The sequence below is a fragment of the Oceanobacillus luteolus genome (assembly GCF_042678205.1).
In the GTDB taxonomy this organism is placed as follows: Bacteria; Bacillota; Bacilli; order Bacillales; family Amphibacillaceae; genus Oceanobacillus; species Oceanobacillus luteolus.
Genome location: NZ_JBHUDE010000047.1, coordinates 45616 through 62084, shown reverse-complemented (window position 1 = coordinate 62084; position 16469 = coordinate 45616). Strand labels below are relative to the sequence as shown.

19 protein-coding genes, 1 pseudogene and 1 riboswitch are annotated in these 16469 nt (G+C 36.8%); of the genes and pseudogenes, 6 read left to right on the top strand and 14 right to left on the bottom strand.

What is annotated here, in order from left to right; all coding sequences use genetic code 11:
- Positions 1–175 precede the first annotated feature (175 nt).
- A riboswitch (TPP riboswitch) is annotated at positions 176–281 on the top strand.
- Positions 282–373: 92 nt separating this feature from the next.
- Both thiT and ACFSBH_RS11005 read left to right on the top strand, forming a co-directional pair.
- Complete coding sequence (gene thiT / locus ACFSBH_RS11010; RefSeq protein ID WP_251512491.1) at positions 374–949, top strand: energy-coupled thiamine transporter ThiT; 576 nt, start codon at positions 374–376, stop codon at positions 947–949.
- 165 nt (positions 950–1114) lie between these two features.
- Positions 1115–2098 carry a zinc-binding dehydrogenase gene (locus ACFSBH_RS11005; protein ID WP_251512494.1) on the top strand — a complete coding sequence of 328 codons (984 nt, stop codon included), beginning with the start codon at positions 1115–1117 and terminating at the stop codon, positions 2096–2098.
- Positions 2099–2144: 46 nt separating this feature from the next.
- Here the strand turns inward: ACFSBH_RS11005 and spoVAE are convergent, their stop codons facing one another.
- From spoVAE to ACFSBH_RS10975, 6 genes are all read right to left on the bottom strand, one after another.
- Positions 2145–2495, bottom strand: coding sequence for a stage V sporulation protein AE (gene spoVAE, locus ACFSBH_RS11000; protein WP_251512496.1), 351 nt, complete (start codon positions 2493–2495; stop codon positions 2145–2147).
- 7 nt (positions 2496–2502) lie between these two features.
- Complete coding sequence (gene spoVAD, locus ACFSBH_RS10995) at positions 2503–3507, bottom strand: stage V sporulation protein AD (RefSeq protein WP_251512498.1); 1005 nt, start codon at positions 3505–3507, stop codon at positions 2503–2505.
- Positions 3508–3509: 2 nt separating this feature from the next.
- A complete protein-coding gene (gene spoVAC, locus ACFSBH_RS10990) occupies positions 3510–3983 on the bottom strand; it encodes a stage V sporulation protein AC (protein ID WP_251512501.1) in 474 nt (157 codons plus the stop codon).
- Positions 3984–4008: 25 nt separating this feature from the next.
- On the bottom strand, positions 4009–4458 hold the full coding sequence (locus tag ACFSBH_RS10985; protein WP_251512503.1) for a YhcN/YlaJ family sporulation lipoprotein: 450 nt from the start codon (positions 4456–4458) through the stop codon (positions 4009–4011).
- 159 nt (positions 4459–4617) lie between these two features.
- Complete coding sequence (nfsA, locus tag ACFSBH_RS10980) at positions 4618–5352, bottom strand: oxygen-insensitive NADPH nitroreductase (RefSeq protein WP_251512504.1); 735 nt, start codon at positions 5350–5352, stop codon at positions 4618–4620.
- A gap of 23 nt (positions 5353–5375) precedes the next feature.
- Positions 5376–6110 (bottom strand): hypothetical protein, encoded by a 735-nt coding sequence (locus ACFSBH_RS10975; RefSeq protein ID WP_379597491.1) that lies wholly within the window; start codon positions 6108–6110, stop codon positions 5376–5378.
- A gap of 169 nt (positions 6111–6279) precedes the next feature.
- Here ACFSBH_RS10975 and ACFSBH_RS10970 point away from each other — a divergent pair, with 169 nt between their 5' ends.
- Positions 6280–6690 carry a YwpF family protein gene (locus ACFSBH_RS10970; protein ID WP_379597489.1) on the top strand — a complete coding sequence of 137 codons (411 nt, stop codon included), beginning with the start codon at positions 6280–6282 and terminating at the stop codon, positions 6688–6690.
- Positions 6691–6717: 27 nt separating this feature from the next.
- Positions 6718–8085: a TrkH family potassium uptake protein gene (locus ACFSBH_RS10965; RefSeq protein ID WP_379597487.1), complete on the top strand. Its 1368-nt coding sequence runs from the start codon at positions 6718–6720 to the stop codon at positions 8083–8085.
- 77 nt (positions 8086–8162) lie between these two features.
- On the opposite strand, the pseudogene ACFSBH_RS10960 reads toward ACFSBH_RS10965, so the two are convergent.
- The 4 genes and pseudogenes from ACFSBH_RS10960 to lepB form a co-directional block, all read right to left on the bottom strand.
- Positions 8163–8240: pseudogene (locus ACFSBH_RS10960) on the bottom strand (YjcZ family sporulation protein); the annotation flags it as partial.
- 144 nt (positions 8241–8384) lie between these two features.
- Positions 8385–9521 carry a S1C family serine protease gene (locus ACFSBH_RS10955; RefSeq protein ID WP_379597485.1) on the bottom strand — a complete coding sequence of 379 codons (1137 nt, stop codon included), beginning with the start codon at positions 9519–9521 and terminating at the stop codon, positions 8385–8387.
- A gap of 32 nt (positions 9522–9553) precedes the next feature.
- Positions 9554–10705 (bottom strand): zinc ribbon domain-containing protein, encoded by a 1152-nt coding sequence (locus tag ACFSBH_RS10950; protein WP_379597483.1) that lies wholly within the window; start codon positions 10703–10705, stop codon positions 9554–9556.
- Between the two features lie 281 nt (positions 10706–10986).
- A complete protein-coding gene (lepB, locus tag ACFSBH_RS10945) occupies positions 10987–11535 on the bottom strand; it encodes a signal peptidase I (RefSeq protein WP_379597481.1) in 549 nt (182 codons plus the stop codon).
- Positions 11536–11925: 390 nt separating this feature from the next.
- Here lepB and ACFSBH_RS10940 point away from each other — a divergent pair, with 390 nt between their 5' ends.
- Positions 11926–12096 (top strand): FbpB family small basic protein, encoded by a 171-nt coding sequence (locus tag ACFSBH_RS10940; RefSeq protein WP_251512512.1) that lies wholly within the window; start codon positions 11926–11928, stop codon positions 12094–12096.
- 46 nt (positions 12097–12142) lie between these two features.
- On the opposite strand, the gene ACFSBH_RS10935 is transcribed toward ACFSBH_RS10940, so the two are convergent.
- A complete protein-coding gene (locus tag ACFSBH_RS10935) occupies positions 12143–13045 on the bottom strand; it encodes a DMT family transporter (RefSeq protein WP_379597479.1) in 903 nt (300 codons plus the stop codon).
- Between the two features lie 129 nt (positions 13046–13174).
- On the opposite strand from ACFSBH_RS10935, the gene ACFSBH_RS10930 reads away from it, so the two are divergent.
- A complete protein-coding gene (locus ACFSBH_RS10930) occupies positions 13175–13507 on the top strand; it encodes a hypothetical protein (protein WP_251512514.1) in 333 nt (110 codons plus the stop codon).
- Between the two features lie 68 nt (positions 13508–13575).
- Here ACFSBH_RS10930 and ACFSBH_RS10925 read toward each other — a convergent pair whose 3' ends face one another.
- The 3 genes from ACFSBH_RS10925 to ACFSBH_RS10915 form a co-directional block, all read right to left on the bottom strand.
- Complete coding sequence (locus ACFSBH_RS10925) at positions 13576–14037, bottom strand: YkyB family protein (protein WP_251512515.1); 462 nt, start codon at positions 14035–14037, stop codon at positions 13576–13578.
- Positions 14038–14711: 674 nt separating this feature from the next.
- Positions 14712–15287 (bottom strand): SCO family protein, encoded by a 576-nt coding sequence (locus ACFSBH_RS10920; RefSeq protein WP_251512518.1) that lies wholly within the window; start codon positions 15285–15287, stop codon positions 14712–14714.
- 102 nt (positions 15288–15389) lie between these two features.
- Positions 15390–16250: a metallophosphoesterase gene (locus ACFSBH_RS10915; RefSeq protein WP_379597476.1), complete on the bottom strand. Its 861-nt coding sequence runs from the start codon at positions 16248–16250 to the stop codon at positions 15390–15392.
- Between the last annotated feature and the right edge of the window lie 219 nt (positions 16251–16469).

Genomic DNA, 16469 nt, shown 5'->3' with positions numbered 1-16469 from the left:
AAACATTTTAGAGCAATATAGGGTTGATAACGCTAACAAAACACTGGACGAAAACAGTATAAAATAAGGGACTTAAAAAACTCCCACAAGTACTTGACTCAATCTTCTAGAGCTGTAAATTTGTAAGGGCTGTAGTTATAAGCTATAATACATGTAGACAAAAAAAGCAGAGTAAAAAGCCTGCCGGGGGAGCTTTTATAGCTGAGAGTGAGCATATTGATGCTCTGACCCTTTGAACCTGTTAGTTAATACTAGCGTAGGGATGGTGGTTTTTTGATGGATAAAAAGCAATGCGAGTCGGTACCATCAGGAACCTTCCCTTGGCATTGCTTTTTTTGTGTTCAAAATAATTGTTATAAAAGGGGAGCTTTCTTTGAAGTCTAATAAATTATTGTTTTTAATCGAAGTTTCGATATTTACAGCACTTGCCTTGTTATTAGACATCCTGCCGCTAGGATTTAAAATTTGGGCGCAGGGTGGATCGGTTTCTTTTGCAATGATTCCAGTTTTTATTATTGCCTTTCGATGGGGATTAAAGGGAGGATTGCTATCTGGATTTCTGTGGGGAATACTTCAGGTGGCTACGGGAAATGCCTATATTTTAACTCCGCTACAAGGGTTTATTGATTATGCAATTGCCTTCACTGTCATCGGATTTGCTGGTATTTTTGCAATGCAAGTTCAAGAGGCAGTGAAAGATGGTAAAGTAAAAACGTATTTGACTTATATTACAGCGGGTGTATTGTTAGGTTCCGGCTTACGTTTTTTAGCCCACTATATTGCAGGAATTGTGTTTTTCGGTTCGGCGATAGAGGGGCAGCCTGCTTGGCTTTATTCATTACTATATAACATGTCTTATATGTTCCCGTCGTTTGTTTTATCTACATTGATTGTGTTTTTCTTATTCCATAAACAACCACGGGCTTTGCTGAATCTGGCTTCCAATTAAATGAGGAATTACCGACTCGCATGTTACAAATCACTCTCTCCATCCATAATGATGGAGGGAGTTTTTAATTGAATCAAACTAATTGCTATTTTTGACAAAGTCCGTAATAATAGGTGTAAATTATCTGAATTAATATATATTTACATAAGGAAGAGGGGATCATGAATGAAAGCATTTGTATTGGAGTACGGTGAACTGAAGTTGAAAGACATGCCCAATCCTAAGCCGAAGGAAAATGAAATTGTTGTGAAGTTGAAGACAGCTGGTCTCAACCGGAGGGACCTATATATTCCAAATCGTATGGGAAGCGACAAAGAAGCATTAGTATTAGGTTCAGATGGTGCTGGGATAGTCGAAACGGTAGGGGAGGGAGTTACCCGATTCCAGCCTGGAGATGAGGTGATCATCAACCCATCATTAAATTGGTATGAAAATAGTGATGCACCACCAACGGGATTTGATATTTTAGGTATGCCTGACCATGGAACATTCGCTGAACAAATTGTCATTCATGAAGAGCAATTAGAGAAGAAGCCTGAGTATTTGTCCTGGGAGGAAGCCGGATCTCTGACGCTGGCAGCTCTAACCGGATATCGTGCTCTAGTTACAAAAGGACAAATAAAAGCGGGTGAAACGGTATTCATACCAGGAGCAAGCAGTGGTGTGAACACATTTATTATTCAATTCGCAAAAAGCATGGGGGCAAGAGTAATCGCTACCTCCCGAAGTGAAGATAAGCAGAAGCAGGCATTAGAAATAGGAGCTGATAAAGCTATTTCCACTGACAGTGATTGGTCTGAAGCGTTGAAAGAAGAAGAAATCGATCTCGTAATTGACAGTGTTGGTGCTGCAACTTTCAACCGTTCATTGAGTGTTTTGAAGCAAGGTGGCAGGATGGTCATCTATGGTGCAACAACGGAAGACGAAGTGGATATTAATTTAAGACAGTTCTTTTATGGCCAATATAAACTATTTGGATCAACTATGGGGAGCAGGGAAGAGTTACATGAGTTATTGGAACTGATGGAAAAACATGAAATTCGACCGGTTATCGATAAAGTGTTCAACCTTCAAGATGCCAAACAAGCTTTCGACCATTTAAATGTAAATAGTCAGTTTGGAAAAGTTGTATTATCTATAGAAGCATAACTAATGTGACCAGAAGGAATTCCTTTTGGTCACATATATTGTTCGTTTATGCTTTCGGCTTAAATAAGAGTGCACCGACCACACCGAAAATAATTGCGGCCGAAATCCCAGCACTTGTCACCTCGAACATACCAGTTACGACTCCAATTAATCCGTGTTTTTCTGCTTCTGCTAGAGCACCATGGACTAAGGAGTTTCCAAAACTCGTAATGGGCACGGTTACTCCAGCACCCGCAAAATCAATTAGGGGTTCATACCAACCCAATCCGTCTAAAATAGCACCAATAATTACGAGGGTTGTTAAGGTATGGGCTGGAGAAAGTTTAAATACATCAAACATGATTTGGCCGACAACACAAATTAGACCACCAACAACAAATGCCCAGAAAAAAATCATTTACAACTCACTCCATTTCAATTGAGACTGCGTGTGCGATACACGGAATGGAATCTTTTTGTAGAATGCTTAAAGGTGAATGCAGTGCCCCCGTAGCAACCATTAATATCTTTTTAAATTCACCTTGAATCATCCTTTTAAGAAAATGGCCATATGTTACAACTGCAGAACAAGCTGTACCGCTAGCCCCGGCTTGAACGGGTTGATCTTTACTATAAATGGTCATACCGCAATCTACATACTGATTATCCTGTAACGTAACGCCTTGTTGATTCAATAAATCAAAGGAAGTTTCCCTTCCGATTTTCCCTAAGTCTCCTGTTATGATTAAATCATAATACGAAGAATCCAAATTTCTATCCTGTAAATGTGCTTGAATGGTTTCTACCGCTGCAGGTGCCATTGCGCCTCCCATATTGAAAGGATCCGTTATTCCCATATCGACAATTTTTCCAACCGTAGCCGAAGTGACCGTGGGTCCGTGGCCGGTTTTACCTAGAAGCACACAACCTGCACCGGTAACTGTCCATTGAGATGTTGGTGGATTTTGTGCCCCATAATCATTCGGATAACGAAATTGTTTTTCAGCGGCAGCATGATGACTGGAAGTCCCAGTAATGATATAATCAGAAAACCCACCATCTATGAGAGCAGCTGACAAAGCTAATCCTTCTGCAGATGTAGCGCATGCGTTAAATAAACCAAGATACGGTAGATCGATTGTTTTGGCACTGAAAGTGGATGGGGTGATTTGGTTGATCAGGTCGCCACTTAGAAAAAGATTCACTTGTTCCTTCTCGATCGGGCTTTTTTGAATCGCTATTTCCATAGCTTCTTCCATTAGCCGTTGCTGTGCCTTTTCAAATGTTGATTCCTCCACCCACCCATCATCAAATAATTTATCAAAATCGTTTTTTAGAGGACCTTCTGCTTCAAATGGCCCTCCTGTTACACCAGTTGAAATGACTACTGGCTTTTTCTTGAATTCCCAAGTCTGGTTTCCAACTAACATATTTAAGAGCCTCCCAATTGAAGGAAAATCGTTTTAATAAGTGCAACGACGAATGCAGCAAATACACCGTAGACAATGACGGGTCCAGCAACTTTAAACATATTCGTACCAACACCGACAATAAATCCTTCTGTTCGATGTTCAATCGCTGATGAGATCACCGCGTTTCCGAACCCTGTAATGGGTACCGCAGAACCTGCACCTGCAAACTGTCCAATACGGTCATAAAGACCAAAACCAGTAAGTAACATGGTAATAAAAATAAGTGTTGCTGTAGTAGGGCTGCCTGCTGTTTGTTCAGTGAAATTAAAGAAATAAATATAAAAAGTAGTGATTAATTGGCCAATAAAACAAATGAAGCCGCCGACTAGGAATGCTTTGATGCAATTAAGTAATATGGGGCGCTTTGTTTCGCGCTTCTCTTCAAAGGATTGATATTGTTGAGCTTGTTGTTTCTGTTTTTTTTGATTAGCCACGTAAATCCACCTCTTGTACTTGTCATTAGGTTTGTTCTTTGGAAAGCTTTTGTATTCTTTCGAGTTCCTTGTTTAATTGTTTTTTTGATAACGCCCCGTTATCTAGCTGCTCTTCCAGTTTCCTTAGTTCTAAGATGATTTTTTGGTCTGTGGACAGCTCAATGTCTTGTTTTATTCCATTTGATTCAAGGATTTCTTTAAATGTCTTTCGCAATTCTTTTAATTGAAGGCGATCGTGTTGTTTCGGATCTACACCAATGACGAGCAATTTATCATTGTTAACAGCAAAAATTTCGTTAATTTCATGTTCATTTGCTATGAGACGTTTCGCCTGTTGACTAGCTTCTTGTTGATAGTTTGTAGATGTTTGGGTAATGGACACCCCACTATCGTTCGGTTTGTCCGAGCTGGTTGTGTTTGAACAACCACAAAGTAAAACGATGAAAAAGAGAAAAATTGTCGAAGTTCTTTTCAAAACAATCACATCTTTCTTCGTATGATAAAGATTAGTTAAATTGTAGGGGTACTTCAACTTACAGTTTTAGTATTAGAATTTGCAATGAAAATATACTTGGAAAATACTTCCTGCAAAAATAATCATAAAAAAATCAGGGGTATTTTTTCCCCTGACATCTTAATGTTTATTGAAATTTTTCTTTTGTACGTATGCTGAAACATCCATCCGTGTCAGCACACTATATTTTTTGATCATTTGATTGGTCCAATTATCATCTCTGTTATTGCAATCACGTTTTTGGTAATAGTCGGAAAGAATTTCATCATATGCTTGAACAAATTCTTTCTTATCTTTATCATATGTATTTTCATGGAAAACTGCTTCAAAAGGTAAACGTGGCTTGATGTCTGGTTTATGATCAGGATGTCCAACTGCCAAACCGAATAGAGGGATGACATACTCCGGAAGCTGAAGAAGTTCATCTACACGGTTAATATCATTACGTAAACTACCTAAAAAGCAGGCACCTAAGCCCATTGATTCAGCAGCAATAACCATGTTCTGCGTTACTAATGCTGCATCCACAGTTGCTACAATAAACTGCTCTGTACTTTCCAGGTTCTTCCTGATATTTTCCTTTTCTTTATTTAATTTGGCGATACGACTTAAATCAGCACAGATAACGAATAAATAGCCATTGTTTTCCACATATTTCTGACCTGAAACTGCTCGTAATTCCTTTTTTAAATGTTCATCCGTTACTCCTATTACGGAATAAGCCATGACATTACTCGATGTTGACGCACGTTGACCAGCTTTAACAATCGTTCTTACTTCATCATTTGTTAATTTTTCAGATGTGAACTTACGAATGGATCGATGATTATGAAGTAATTGTATAGTTTCGTTCATTATTATTTCTCCCTTTCTGTTGTTTAGTCTGTTTGTAAATGGAATGTTTCTATAGTTTTTGAGTTCTCTTCGGCCACACTCCATGCATCCCAATATTCTTTGCTAGTTTCAATTAAATCTGGGTAGCTGATTGCGATGGAATCGTCACTTTGCCATTCAACACTAAGAATCGGAAATTTATAACCAAGCATATCTTTGTCCTTAGAATCATTTATGAGGGCTATTGATGACCAATTGGTAAGATCAAATACAACGATATCACCAAGGGGAACTTCTTGTTCTCCTAGACGGCTAAACAGAATGGCAATTTTTGATTCATCTGGTGAGATAGTGAATGTTTCGTATCTCGCCATATCTGCAATTAGAATTGCAGATTTGTTTTTATCGGGATGTAAAATAATATGTGAACAATGATTTTTATAGCAGGAAAACTGAAGTAAATAGAATTGCTGTAAAGCGACTTCATGTTTGTCCAGTTGCATTCCCTCAATCGCTTGTTGTGGATTTTTTTGAGCTTGTATAAACTCATGAAGAATCGGAATTTCCGTTATCGAAATGGACACAACTTCATCTTCAATCATAAATTCGAGAAAATCACCAATTTTCTCTGGTTCCTCATCACTCCATACATCAGAATCTTCCTCGTGGAATTCTTCTGCCTGACTTTTAGTCTCCACCTTCTGTAGAGGAATAGCAGAATCGTTTCCAGAGCAAGCTGTTAATACGAATAATAAAAGAATAAAGGCTATGACCCGCATGTTTACCCGCTCCCAGCTGTATAATGACATTACAATTGTACACCACTTTCAAATTTCCTGCATTTATCGTGATTTTCTTAAAATTATACAATCAGTCTATTCCTTTCATTTTCATTTGTACATATTTTTGATACACTTCAAGTAACAAAATATGCGGGGGAGAATAAGGATGAAGACGTTTAAATTAAAACAATTGCATATTGTCGATTTGGAATCAGATACATATGAATATACATCTGTTCCACTTCTTGATGGGTTGATCATCAATAGAGAAGATAATGAAAATCGTTGGTTGGTCGAGGCCTATGTGGAAGGTAGACAAATGCCCTACTTTCAAGACTTGAAAAGTAAATATGAGGAATTGATTATCCATGTAAGAATTACTACTGAATCCAATGAATTGGCTACATGCATTGCTTCTATTATTGGAATAAATAAAATTGGTGACCATATGAACGTCCTTCTATTGGGAAAAATGGTTGACAGACGAACTGCAAAATTGGAAAATGAATTAGTCAAGTTAACCAATGAAGATTATAGGGGAGAGGAGCTTTTAAAAAAGTTTAAATCAGATTTCTAATTCGAATTAGCATAGGGGTATTTAATTATGAACAACAGATATGGAAGAATTCTCTGGTTAAACCGTTTAACACCAGTACAATTATTACTGCTTTTTTATATCGCTGCAGTAGCAGTTTCAACTATTTTACTTGCATTACCCCCTTCATATCAAGAGGGAGTCTCCATCCCATTTATCGATCTGTTATTTACTGCTGTCAGCGCGCTTAGCATAACGGGATTAAGCTCGATTTCCATCGTAGATACATTCAGTACGACGGGAATTATCTTTTTGACGATAATATTACATCTTGGCGCAGTTGGAGTCATGGCGATGAGTACATTGATTTGGCTGCTATTTGGGAAAAAGATTGGTCTGAATGAAAGAAGATTGATTATGACTGATCAAAATCAGACAAGTTTTGAAGGGATTGTCCGTTTAATAAAGGAAATTATCATCCTAATTCTGGTTGTTGAATTCATCTTTGTTCTCGTTCTGGGCACATATTTTTCACTTTATTACGGGATTCCGTTGCAAGAAGCATTTTTTCACGGCTATTTCAGCACGATTACTGCAATATCCAATGCGGGATTTGATCTGACTGGTGCATCGATGATTCCTTTTAAAAATGATTATTTTTATCAGCTGATCACTATCTTTTTAATTATTTTTGGGGCAATTGGCTTCCCTGTGTTAATTGAACTAAAGGAATACATATTATACAGACGGAAAAACAAGACAATTTTTCGTTTCAGTTTGTTTTTTAAAGTGACGACAATTACATTCGGTGTACTAGTTTTTATAGGTACTATAGGTATATATATTTTCGATCGTAAAGATTTTTTCCAAAATATGATCTGGCACGAAGCTTTCTTTTACTCTCTATTCCAGTCCGTTACGACAAGGAGTGGTGGACTCGCTACACTGGATGTAAGCTTGTTATCAGAAGCGAATCAATTATTTTTGTCGTTTTTGATGTTTATCGGTGCTTCACCGAGCAGTGCTGGCGGTGGCATCAGAACGACTACTTTCGCCCTGTTGATCTTATTTATCTATTCATATATGCGAGGACAAAAGCATGTACGGATTTTTCAGAGGGAAGTGCATGAAGACGATATTAAAAAAGCGATGATCATCACTATGGGAGCAGGAATGTTTGTATTTGCATCAATTTTATTTGTATCGGCAATTGAGGATTTAACCTTAATGCAGATCCTGTTTGAGGTCAGCTCTGCATTCGGTACAGTAGGCCTCTCTATGGGAATTACAGCAGAGCTCAGCGTCGCCAGTAAAATAGTGTTGATGATACTTATGTTTATTGGAAGGGTGGGGGTCATCACTTTCCTGCTTATGTTCCAACCAAAAGCCACAATGTCAAATATCCATTACCCTAAAGAGAGAATGATCATTGGCTAAATAGATAACATAAATTATTCGCTTATAAAACAAAATAGCTTGTGCATGAGGGTATATGCACAAGCTATCATTCTTTTTTAGTAGAAAAATGCTGCTCCGACGATAATAAGCAAGATAAAAAGCACGACGATTAGAGCGAAGTTATTATAACCGCCGTATCCGTAACCGCCGCCGCCATAGCATCCTCCGCCATATCCAAAGCCCATACGTTTCACCTCCCATATCTACAGTGTTACTATATGCAAATGGGGGAAAAACGTATAGACGAATACACAGAAAGTACAAGCTGTTACAAAAAATTAATTCGATATTTCTTTAATATTTGTTATCTTTAATTGATCATTTTCATACGAAAATGTAAACTGAAAGCTCTTCGACGTTGTCAGTTCATCCTCTTGGTTATCCTCACGTTTTATGATATCCACTTCTATTGTAGATTGAATTTGATTATTATCCAATAACTCACTGTCTGTATCTTTAATCCTCAAGTCAACAATGTGAATATAACGATTTCTGAAATCTGAATAAGAAGCGCTTTGTTGCAGTCCACTTCCAAGGAGTGAATAAGCACTAATATAGTCACGGATGGCTATGCTGTCCCAGAAGTACTCTGTAAGATAAATTGCATCTTCTAATCCTTGCTCTTCATTTATCGTATTCACGATATCGGTTATGCTTGCGAAATTCAATTCATCATTTTTTGCCTGATTGGACCATTCTTTCACTTCATCGATTACTTCATGAACCGGTATACTAAATCCAATTAATCCATCTTGCGTACCTACTGAATTTATTCCAATAATTTCACCGGTCTCTCTATGAATGAGTGGCCCTCCGCTATTACCATGGGTAATCTGGGCAGAAATTTGGTATGCGTCGGAATAATTGTAACCATCTACTTCAAAATTGCGTTCTGTACCGGAAATGATCCCTAATGTAACTGTATTCTGAAAACCGTGAGGACTGCCTAGTGCAATCACTTCATCTCCAATCTCTGCTACTTCTTCTGAGAGGGGGAGTGGATCGCCATTGGCTAATTGGGGTACACGAATCACTGCAATATCAGTTACCTCACTTATACCTATAACAGCAGCAGGGTAAAATCTTGCATTTGCTGTTTTTACGTAAATTGCCTCTGCATGCTCAATAACATGGGCATTCGTAATAATATCACCTTTATCATTATATAAGAAACCAGATCCAGTAATAGTCTGATGTTCGTTATGCCCCTCAATTTGAATGACACTTTTTTCAGCTTCATGGATGATTGATTTTAAATCCAAACTACCGCTGTTTTCCTGTATAAGATTTATAACAGGTTGATTTACTGTAAGCTCATCAGCTTTCCAATCGGAATACATTTTTATCATAATGAATATCCCAAGCAGTAGGGAGGTGATGGATAATGCTATTGCGATAATGCTTCTTTGTTTCAATTCTTTTCACCTCATTATTCATGACCGTATTATTATTCGGTATACCATGTGATTTTTTTGACTTCCGCTGATATATCTGAACTTTTATCTTCTAGATCGAAGTGAGTGAATTCAAATCTTCCGTGTTCAGTTGGATAAAGAACATCCGGGAAAACATAAATCTCATTTGATAAAAATTCTTCTTCATTCCGGGATAGGGAGTATTCAACAAGAATAGAATTTATAGGTACTGTGGCATTACTTTTCACTTCACCTTTAATGACAATTTTTCCATCTTTATCATTTTCCACGTCAACAGAAACCAGTTCTATTGCATCGTTTTTGTTCATCTGATTTTCTTTATATGCTGTATCCATCGCTTGTTCCAGTCGCTCATTAATAGCTGATTCAAACGATAGCTTTTCTTTATTGATATTTGTCAGCAAGCTTTGTAGTTTTTCGGAATCTGGAGCATATTTCAAACCGTCTTCCGTAATCAATAATGCATCATTAAACTGCTTGTCATTCAATGCTTCACTTGCTTTTGAAAAGGTGTAATCAACCAGTTGTTCTCTTAATTGTAAAGCAATTTCATTTGCGTCAGGATGCTTTATTTCTTCCGCTTCCCAAATCAATATTCTAATTTCATCGATAGAAGGTGTCTGAGATAGTTTTGCCTGTAGCTCTTGAAGACGCACCAACGCCTGAAATTCATCAATTTTTTCTACTAGCGTACTTACAAGTGAACCATGATAAGTGTTTAAGTTATTCTCTGCTTCGTGTATAAGTTCTAATGAATGATTATAATCTTCATTTTCTAAAGTTTGTTTAGCTTTATCCAACTGCTCTTCAATTCTTAGAGCATCTTTTGAGAATCGTAGGGCAATTTGAGCTTGGGTAAAGTCTTTTCTATGCTGAAGGGATTCTTGCAGCAATTCACCTGCTTTTTTATATTCCTCTTCAAGTAAAAGATTTTCAGCCTCATTATATAACTCCATTGCTTTTGCGGATTGATTATTTAAATAGAGATAAAAAACTCCAATAACTATAATTACAACAGCAACAGTAACAATAGGAAGAATCCACCACTTATTAAACTGTTTCGTATGAAGGCGTGATTCTATATCTGGGAGCGCCTTGCCACATTTTATACAATAGTGTTCATCCTGATTTACTTTAGTTCCACAATTCGGACAATAATACATGATATCACCTCCAACAATCTTTCATCATTTTATCACAATATACTTTATTTAGGAGAAAAAAATTGTTATGATAGAAGGGATGATAAGGTACATAGCATTAACTTTAATTAAAAATGTTTAATCATAACGTCTAGTGTGAGAGGGAGGATTTAAATGGAGACAATTTTTGCTGTAGTTCTTTTTGGAGTTCTTATTTTAAATATCGGATTTTGCATTTTGGATAATGAAAAATAGTCAATATAACAGGGCAGATCAACTAGTGACTGCCCTGTTTACTTTTATTATTCTGTACGTTCCCATTCGGTAAATGGGTAGATGATCAGTTCCGATTTACCGATTATTTCATCTCTGTGAATATAACCCAAACCATTCCTGCTATCCTTACTTATTGCACGGTTATCTCCCATAACAAAGTAACTGTTCTGAGGGACACGAATCGGGCCATACTCTCCTGTCTTACCACGGACTTCTTCGCTTAGAAACGTTTCTATATATCTTTCACCATTGATATATAATTCACTATTTCTTATTTCAATTATTTCTCCGGGTAATGCAATAATCCGTTTTACATAATTCTTATTTGGTTGCTGAATAATGATGATATCTCCACGCTTAGGCTCATCAATGAAGTAGACAATCTTATTAAAAATTAATCTCTCGCCATCTTCCAGTGTTGGTTCCATGCTATCTCCTTCAACTATAGACGTGGCGAAAATGAAGTTTTGTACAAAAAGTGCAATCACGATTGCAAGTACCATGGCTTTTAGCCACTGGATCCATTCATTTTTTTGTTTTGAAGCCAACTGATGCCACCCTTTTCTATTTCTCATTCATTTTTATACTAGCATATATGAAGGTCATAATCGATGATAATTACGTTAATTTATTCTATAGAATCATTTGTTTCTGTAAATTATGGGCAGAATTTCTTACCAGAATGTACTAGATTGCTCAAATAGAAACAAGAAATAAAGATAGAAACATCATGCGGAGCGTAAGACCTAAGTTAAAATATCCATGAAAGTGTTTGTTAAATTGCGCATAGTGCTTTTAAAAGGGTGATTTATTTGAAAATTCAATGTAAATATCATATAATAAAAATGAAATATTAAATTTTCCTTTAATTTTGAACAAAAGTTCCGAAAATGTTCAAATAATTTCGATTAAAAAGAAGGAGAATTGGGTATAATAAAAATAGAATGTACAAAGGAGTGCGAAAAATGAGACCAAAACGTCTAAGTTTCGAACAACTAGTAAACCAAAATATTAGGGAATTACTAGATGATGAAAATAGTTTAAACCAGCTTGAAATGAGAATTGAGAAGAGGCATGAAGCTCTCACGCGGAAAAAACGTGATCAAGACGCTGAGTTCTACTCTAACGAAAGATAATATATAAAAAACGAAGGGAAGTGAATTCTTCCCTTCGTTTTTTATTTTATCCTGCTTTATCTATCATAGTAAGTTCTTTTTTACTATAAAGTTGAACGATGATTACTGCTCCGATGATACATAGCATTCCTATCATTTGAAAGATAGAGAATGGCTCTGTGAAGATGGTGATTCCTATCAAGGTTGCAACGACTGGTTCAATCGTTGTCAATATTGCAGCCTTAGATGCTTCTGTCTGATTTAATCCATAAGTATATACGATATATGCTACGGCAGTCGGCAATAAGCCTAAACCGAATGCATACATAAGTACCATAGGGTCCATCAACAATCCAGCTTTTTCTCTGTATGGAAAAAAGGGGATAAGAGCGATTGCTGCTGTTAGGAATGTAAATGTTGTGATCGAAAGACTGGAGTACTTTACTAATGCATATTTACTAAAGATACTATAAAGCGCGTATCCAATTCCTGAACCAATACCAAATATAATTGCTCCCACTTTAAAAGCATTTTTATCGAAGGGAATCAGCCCTACGACGAGACTAGTTCCGAATAAAGTAATGAAGAGAGAAAGGATTTTAACTCTCGTAAGGCTTTCCTTAAATAAAAAGAACGAAAAGATAGTTACAAACATTGGTCCGGTGTATAACAATGCCGTCGCAACTGGGATAGAAGAAATTTCAATAGCTGTGAACAAGCAATAGTTAAAGAATATAATACTGAAAATCCCAGTTCCAACAAAGTATTTAATATCAATAAGCTTATGTAGAGCAAGTTGTTTCGGTGCAGTAAGGAGTAAATATAGTACCAGGATCATTGCTGAACTCCATACTCTTAAGGTTACTACTTCCATTGGTGTAAAATTAAAGCCATAAAGATTTTTTACAAAGAACCCTATAGTCCCCCATAATGCCGCTCCAATTAGAATGCAAACAAAAGCTTTATTCAACTTGATCGCTGCCTTTCCAATAAGTTGTCTACTATTATAACATTATCAATTAATAAAAATGTATGGGAATGTTAAGAATTGGGAATAATTTAGAAGTAGAATGTTAAATTGTGGGTGGGGGTTCCTTTGATGGATGACTTCTTCACTAACTGGATTGTATTTCACCATCATTATATTTTTTTAATCGCTGGACTTTTATTTCTCGGTTGTGCGTTTGTATTGGCAAATCGATTGATAAAATGGGGCATGAAAACTGGTAGTGGATATCTGCTCAGCTTTGTCCTAGGTAGTCTTTTTTTTCTAAATCTCTTTTTCTTTATTTTAGTGATTGGAAATGAAGAAGCACAGGCAATAATATTTCTTCCATATCTATTGCAAATTATAGGTGTGTACGGTTTTCTATTAATTACTGTAAAAGGTTTTAAATCACTATATAAACGATTGATTAATAAAAAGGCGTGAACTTTGTTTCACGCCTTTTTAAATATGATTATTCAACTACTATCATACTAGGAGCTGAATCGGTGATCTTAATGCTTTTTCGTTGGTGGCCATTCCATTTTGCCAAGGGATGAAGGAGTATAGTAGGAAGATGAATAAGCGTGGCTCCTTTTCTGCCTAGTTACAGGCTTATAGTTGATATAAGGATACAATATACGCTTTGCCTGTGATAGTGACATCTTTGATTGGGGATTTCGATAGTTTTTATCTAATGACCCAAGATGTTCCAATTCCTTGAAGTCTTCTTTGGAAGGTGGGATGTGAAAATAATAATTAGCTACTTTTACAAGTAGAGTTGAATGTTGATTACTATATTTTGGCCTATCTGAGAAATGTAGTCCTATTTTTTCTGCGTGTTTCTCCCTCAGTAGTTTATTGATTGCTTCCTTTTTAATATAATATAAATGTTGTGGCTCAGGCGCTGTTTTTGCGTGCCGGTTTACTGTAAATATGGCTTGTGCTATTTCTTGCAGATCTATATCAGCACTCATATAGTCACTCCTTGCTTCACCTCTAATATAATTCTATCGTACCTTAAAGAAAGCGTTTAATCAATGGTAGAAATAGAATACTGATAAAATGAATTTAGGCTAATTGATTTCTTTTGTAGTTCCGCAGCCCCCCGATACACCTTCGCTTTCCGTGGGTGGCTGATAAGCCTCCGACGCACAGGATGTGCTAGTGCAGACGTTGCCACACGACGTGGCGTTCTTAGTCTGCCTCAGGCGTAAGCGCCTTGTGGGGTCTCACCAGCCTAGCGCTCCCACTGGAGTCTTCGGTGTATCGGGGGGCTGCTTTGAGCAAAACTTTTTGTGGAGCATTGAATAAAGTAATATATCGTTTACAATTATGCTTCAATGGACTTCATGTACGGAGCAATCCAGATAACTCGGAATCCTGTAAAAGTGGAGGTTAGAATGAGACCCCGTCCTGTGGCAATGTCTGGGGCTGAGATTCCTCGTCCTACCAAAAAGATTTACACTACCATTTCATTTACATCTGAGGCAACTTGCCGTCTGCGGAAAGAGAAGGGGCCTTGGACTACGGATTACAGCTAAAGGTTTTTCTTCTCAGTTCAGTATGTTAGCAATTTATATCGATTACTGTTGTTTTATTAAAAAATGGAAAGAAAAAAAGCATTTGTAGAAAATGCTTTTAGATGATGTTAATCATTATATATTTTTTTGATGTCGTTTAGGATTGTATCCATACTTTCAGATTTAACCCCGTCATAATGTTTTATAACTGTACCTTCAGGATTGACTAAATAGAATCTGGTTCCATGGGTCACTTGATCACTTTCTTCAGGTGCTTCGATTAAAGGGCTCTTAAAGTTTTTGATGGAAATCTCTTTAATGGTGTCGAAGTCATAACCTGTTAAGAAGTTCCAATTACTGAAATCAGCCTCATAACTTTCTCCATACTCTTTTAATACCTCTGGAGTGTCATAATTCGGATCAACAGTGAATGAAACTAATTGTATATCATCAAATCCTTCTTCAGCTAAACTATCCTGAAGAGTTTTCATATTATATGTCATTGGAAGACAGACAGTAGTACAGTTCGTAAAGACCATATCTGCAATCCAATAATTTCCCTTTAAGTCTTCGAGGCTGAATGGTTCATTGTCCTGATTCGTAAACTCAAAATCAATCATATCTTCGTTCATGTTTGTTTCAATTGCTTCCCCACAGCCGACTAGGAAAAGGGAGAGTGCCACGAATAATAGCAAGCGTTTCATGAAAGACAATCTTCCTTTCTGTATATATATAGCTCTGTATATTAAGTATAACACTTATCGAAAGAAGATTTTACTGGAGAGACCGTTCTTCATGTGAAAGCTTTATGACATTTTCGCATGTAGTGTATATTCGTGGATTTCTGGTTTACAAAATAACCTGTAGGGGAGTCTTGTCGTGCCGATTCCAGCATTTACGTAAAGCTCTAACTTATTATTTATAACATATTTACCGAGCACATACTTTTCAGCATAAAGAGGAGTGTATAAATGTCCAATGATTGGAAGTCGGACTTGCCCGCCGTGACTATGACCTGATAATTGTACATCAATTGGATAATGGACAGCCTCATCGGCAAAATCAGGTTCGTGGGCTAATAAAATGGTGAATAAATCAGGATTTGCTTGATGAAGTGCTGCTTGCAAATCTGGTTTACCAAGCATCATATCATCTATGCCAGCTAAAATAAGGGATTGATTTTGCTCGCTAATTTTAACGTGGCTGTTTTGCAGCAGTTTGAATCCCGAGCTTTCCATAATTTCGAATAAAGTTTCAGTCCCATATCCGCCATGATCGTGATTTCCGTAAATCCAATATTTACCCAAGGGGGCCTCTAATGGCTGAAGTGCATTAATGATTTCTGTATGATTATGGTCCTCCAAGTATTTTGGATTATCGATTAAATCACCAGTAAATACAATGATATCCGGGTTTCGGCTATTCATTAGATTTACAAGTTTTTTTAAATCCTTTACCGAATAATTAAAACCGAGATGGGTATCGGAAAATTGGAGGATTTTCTTGTTGTGAAACACAGAAGGTAGTTTATTGGAAAGTATTGCTTCTTTTCTTATCTCAAGGCTGGAGGGTTCAATTTCCCTACCGTAATAAATCGTCCCACCACTCAACCCTAATAAAGCCAGAGTAAAGGCACCAGCTCTTTTTAAAAAGGCGCGTCGGTTCATCTTGGTCAAACCTTTCTACAACAATCTTGACATAAAAAGTCAATGTTACCTAACGATTATAGCATGGATAATTAAAAACCGCGTATACGAATGATCATTTTTTTAAAATAACTTTTGAAGTGTTGTTATAATCTAAATTATCAGTTAAATTATTGACATTTAACCTAGAAACCGATATACTTTAGTCAAGTAAAGTATAACGGGTTTGAAAACTCCTCA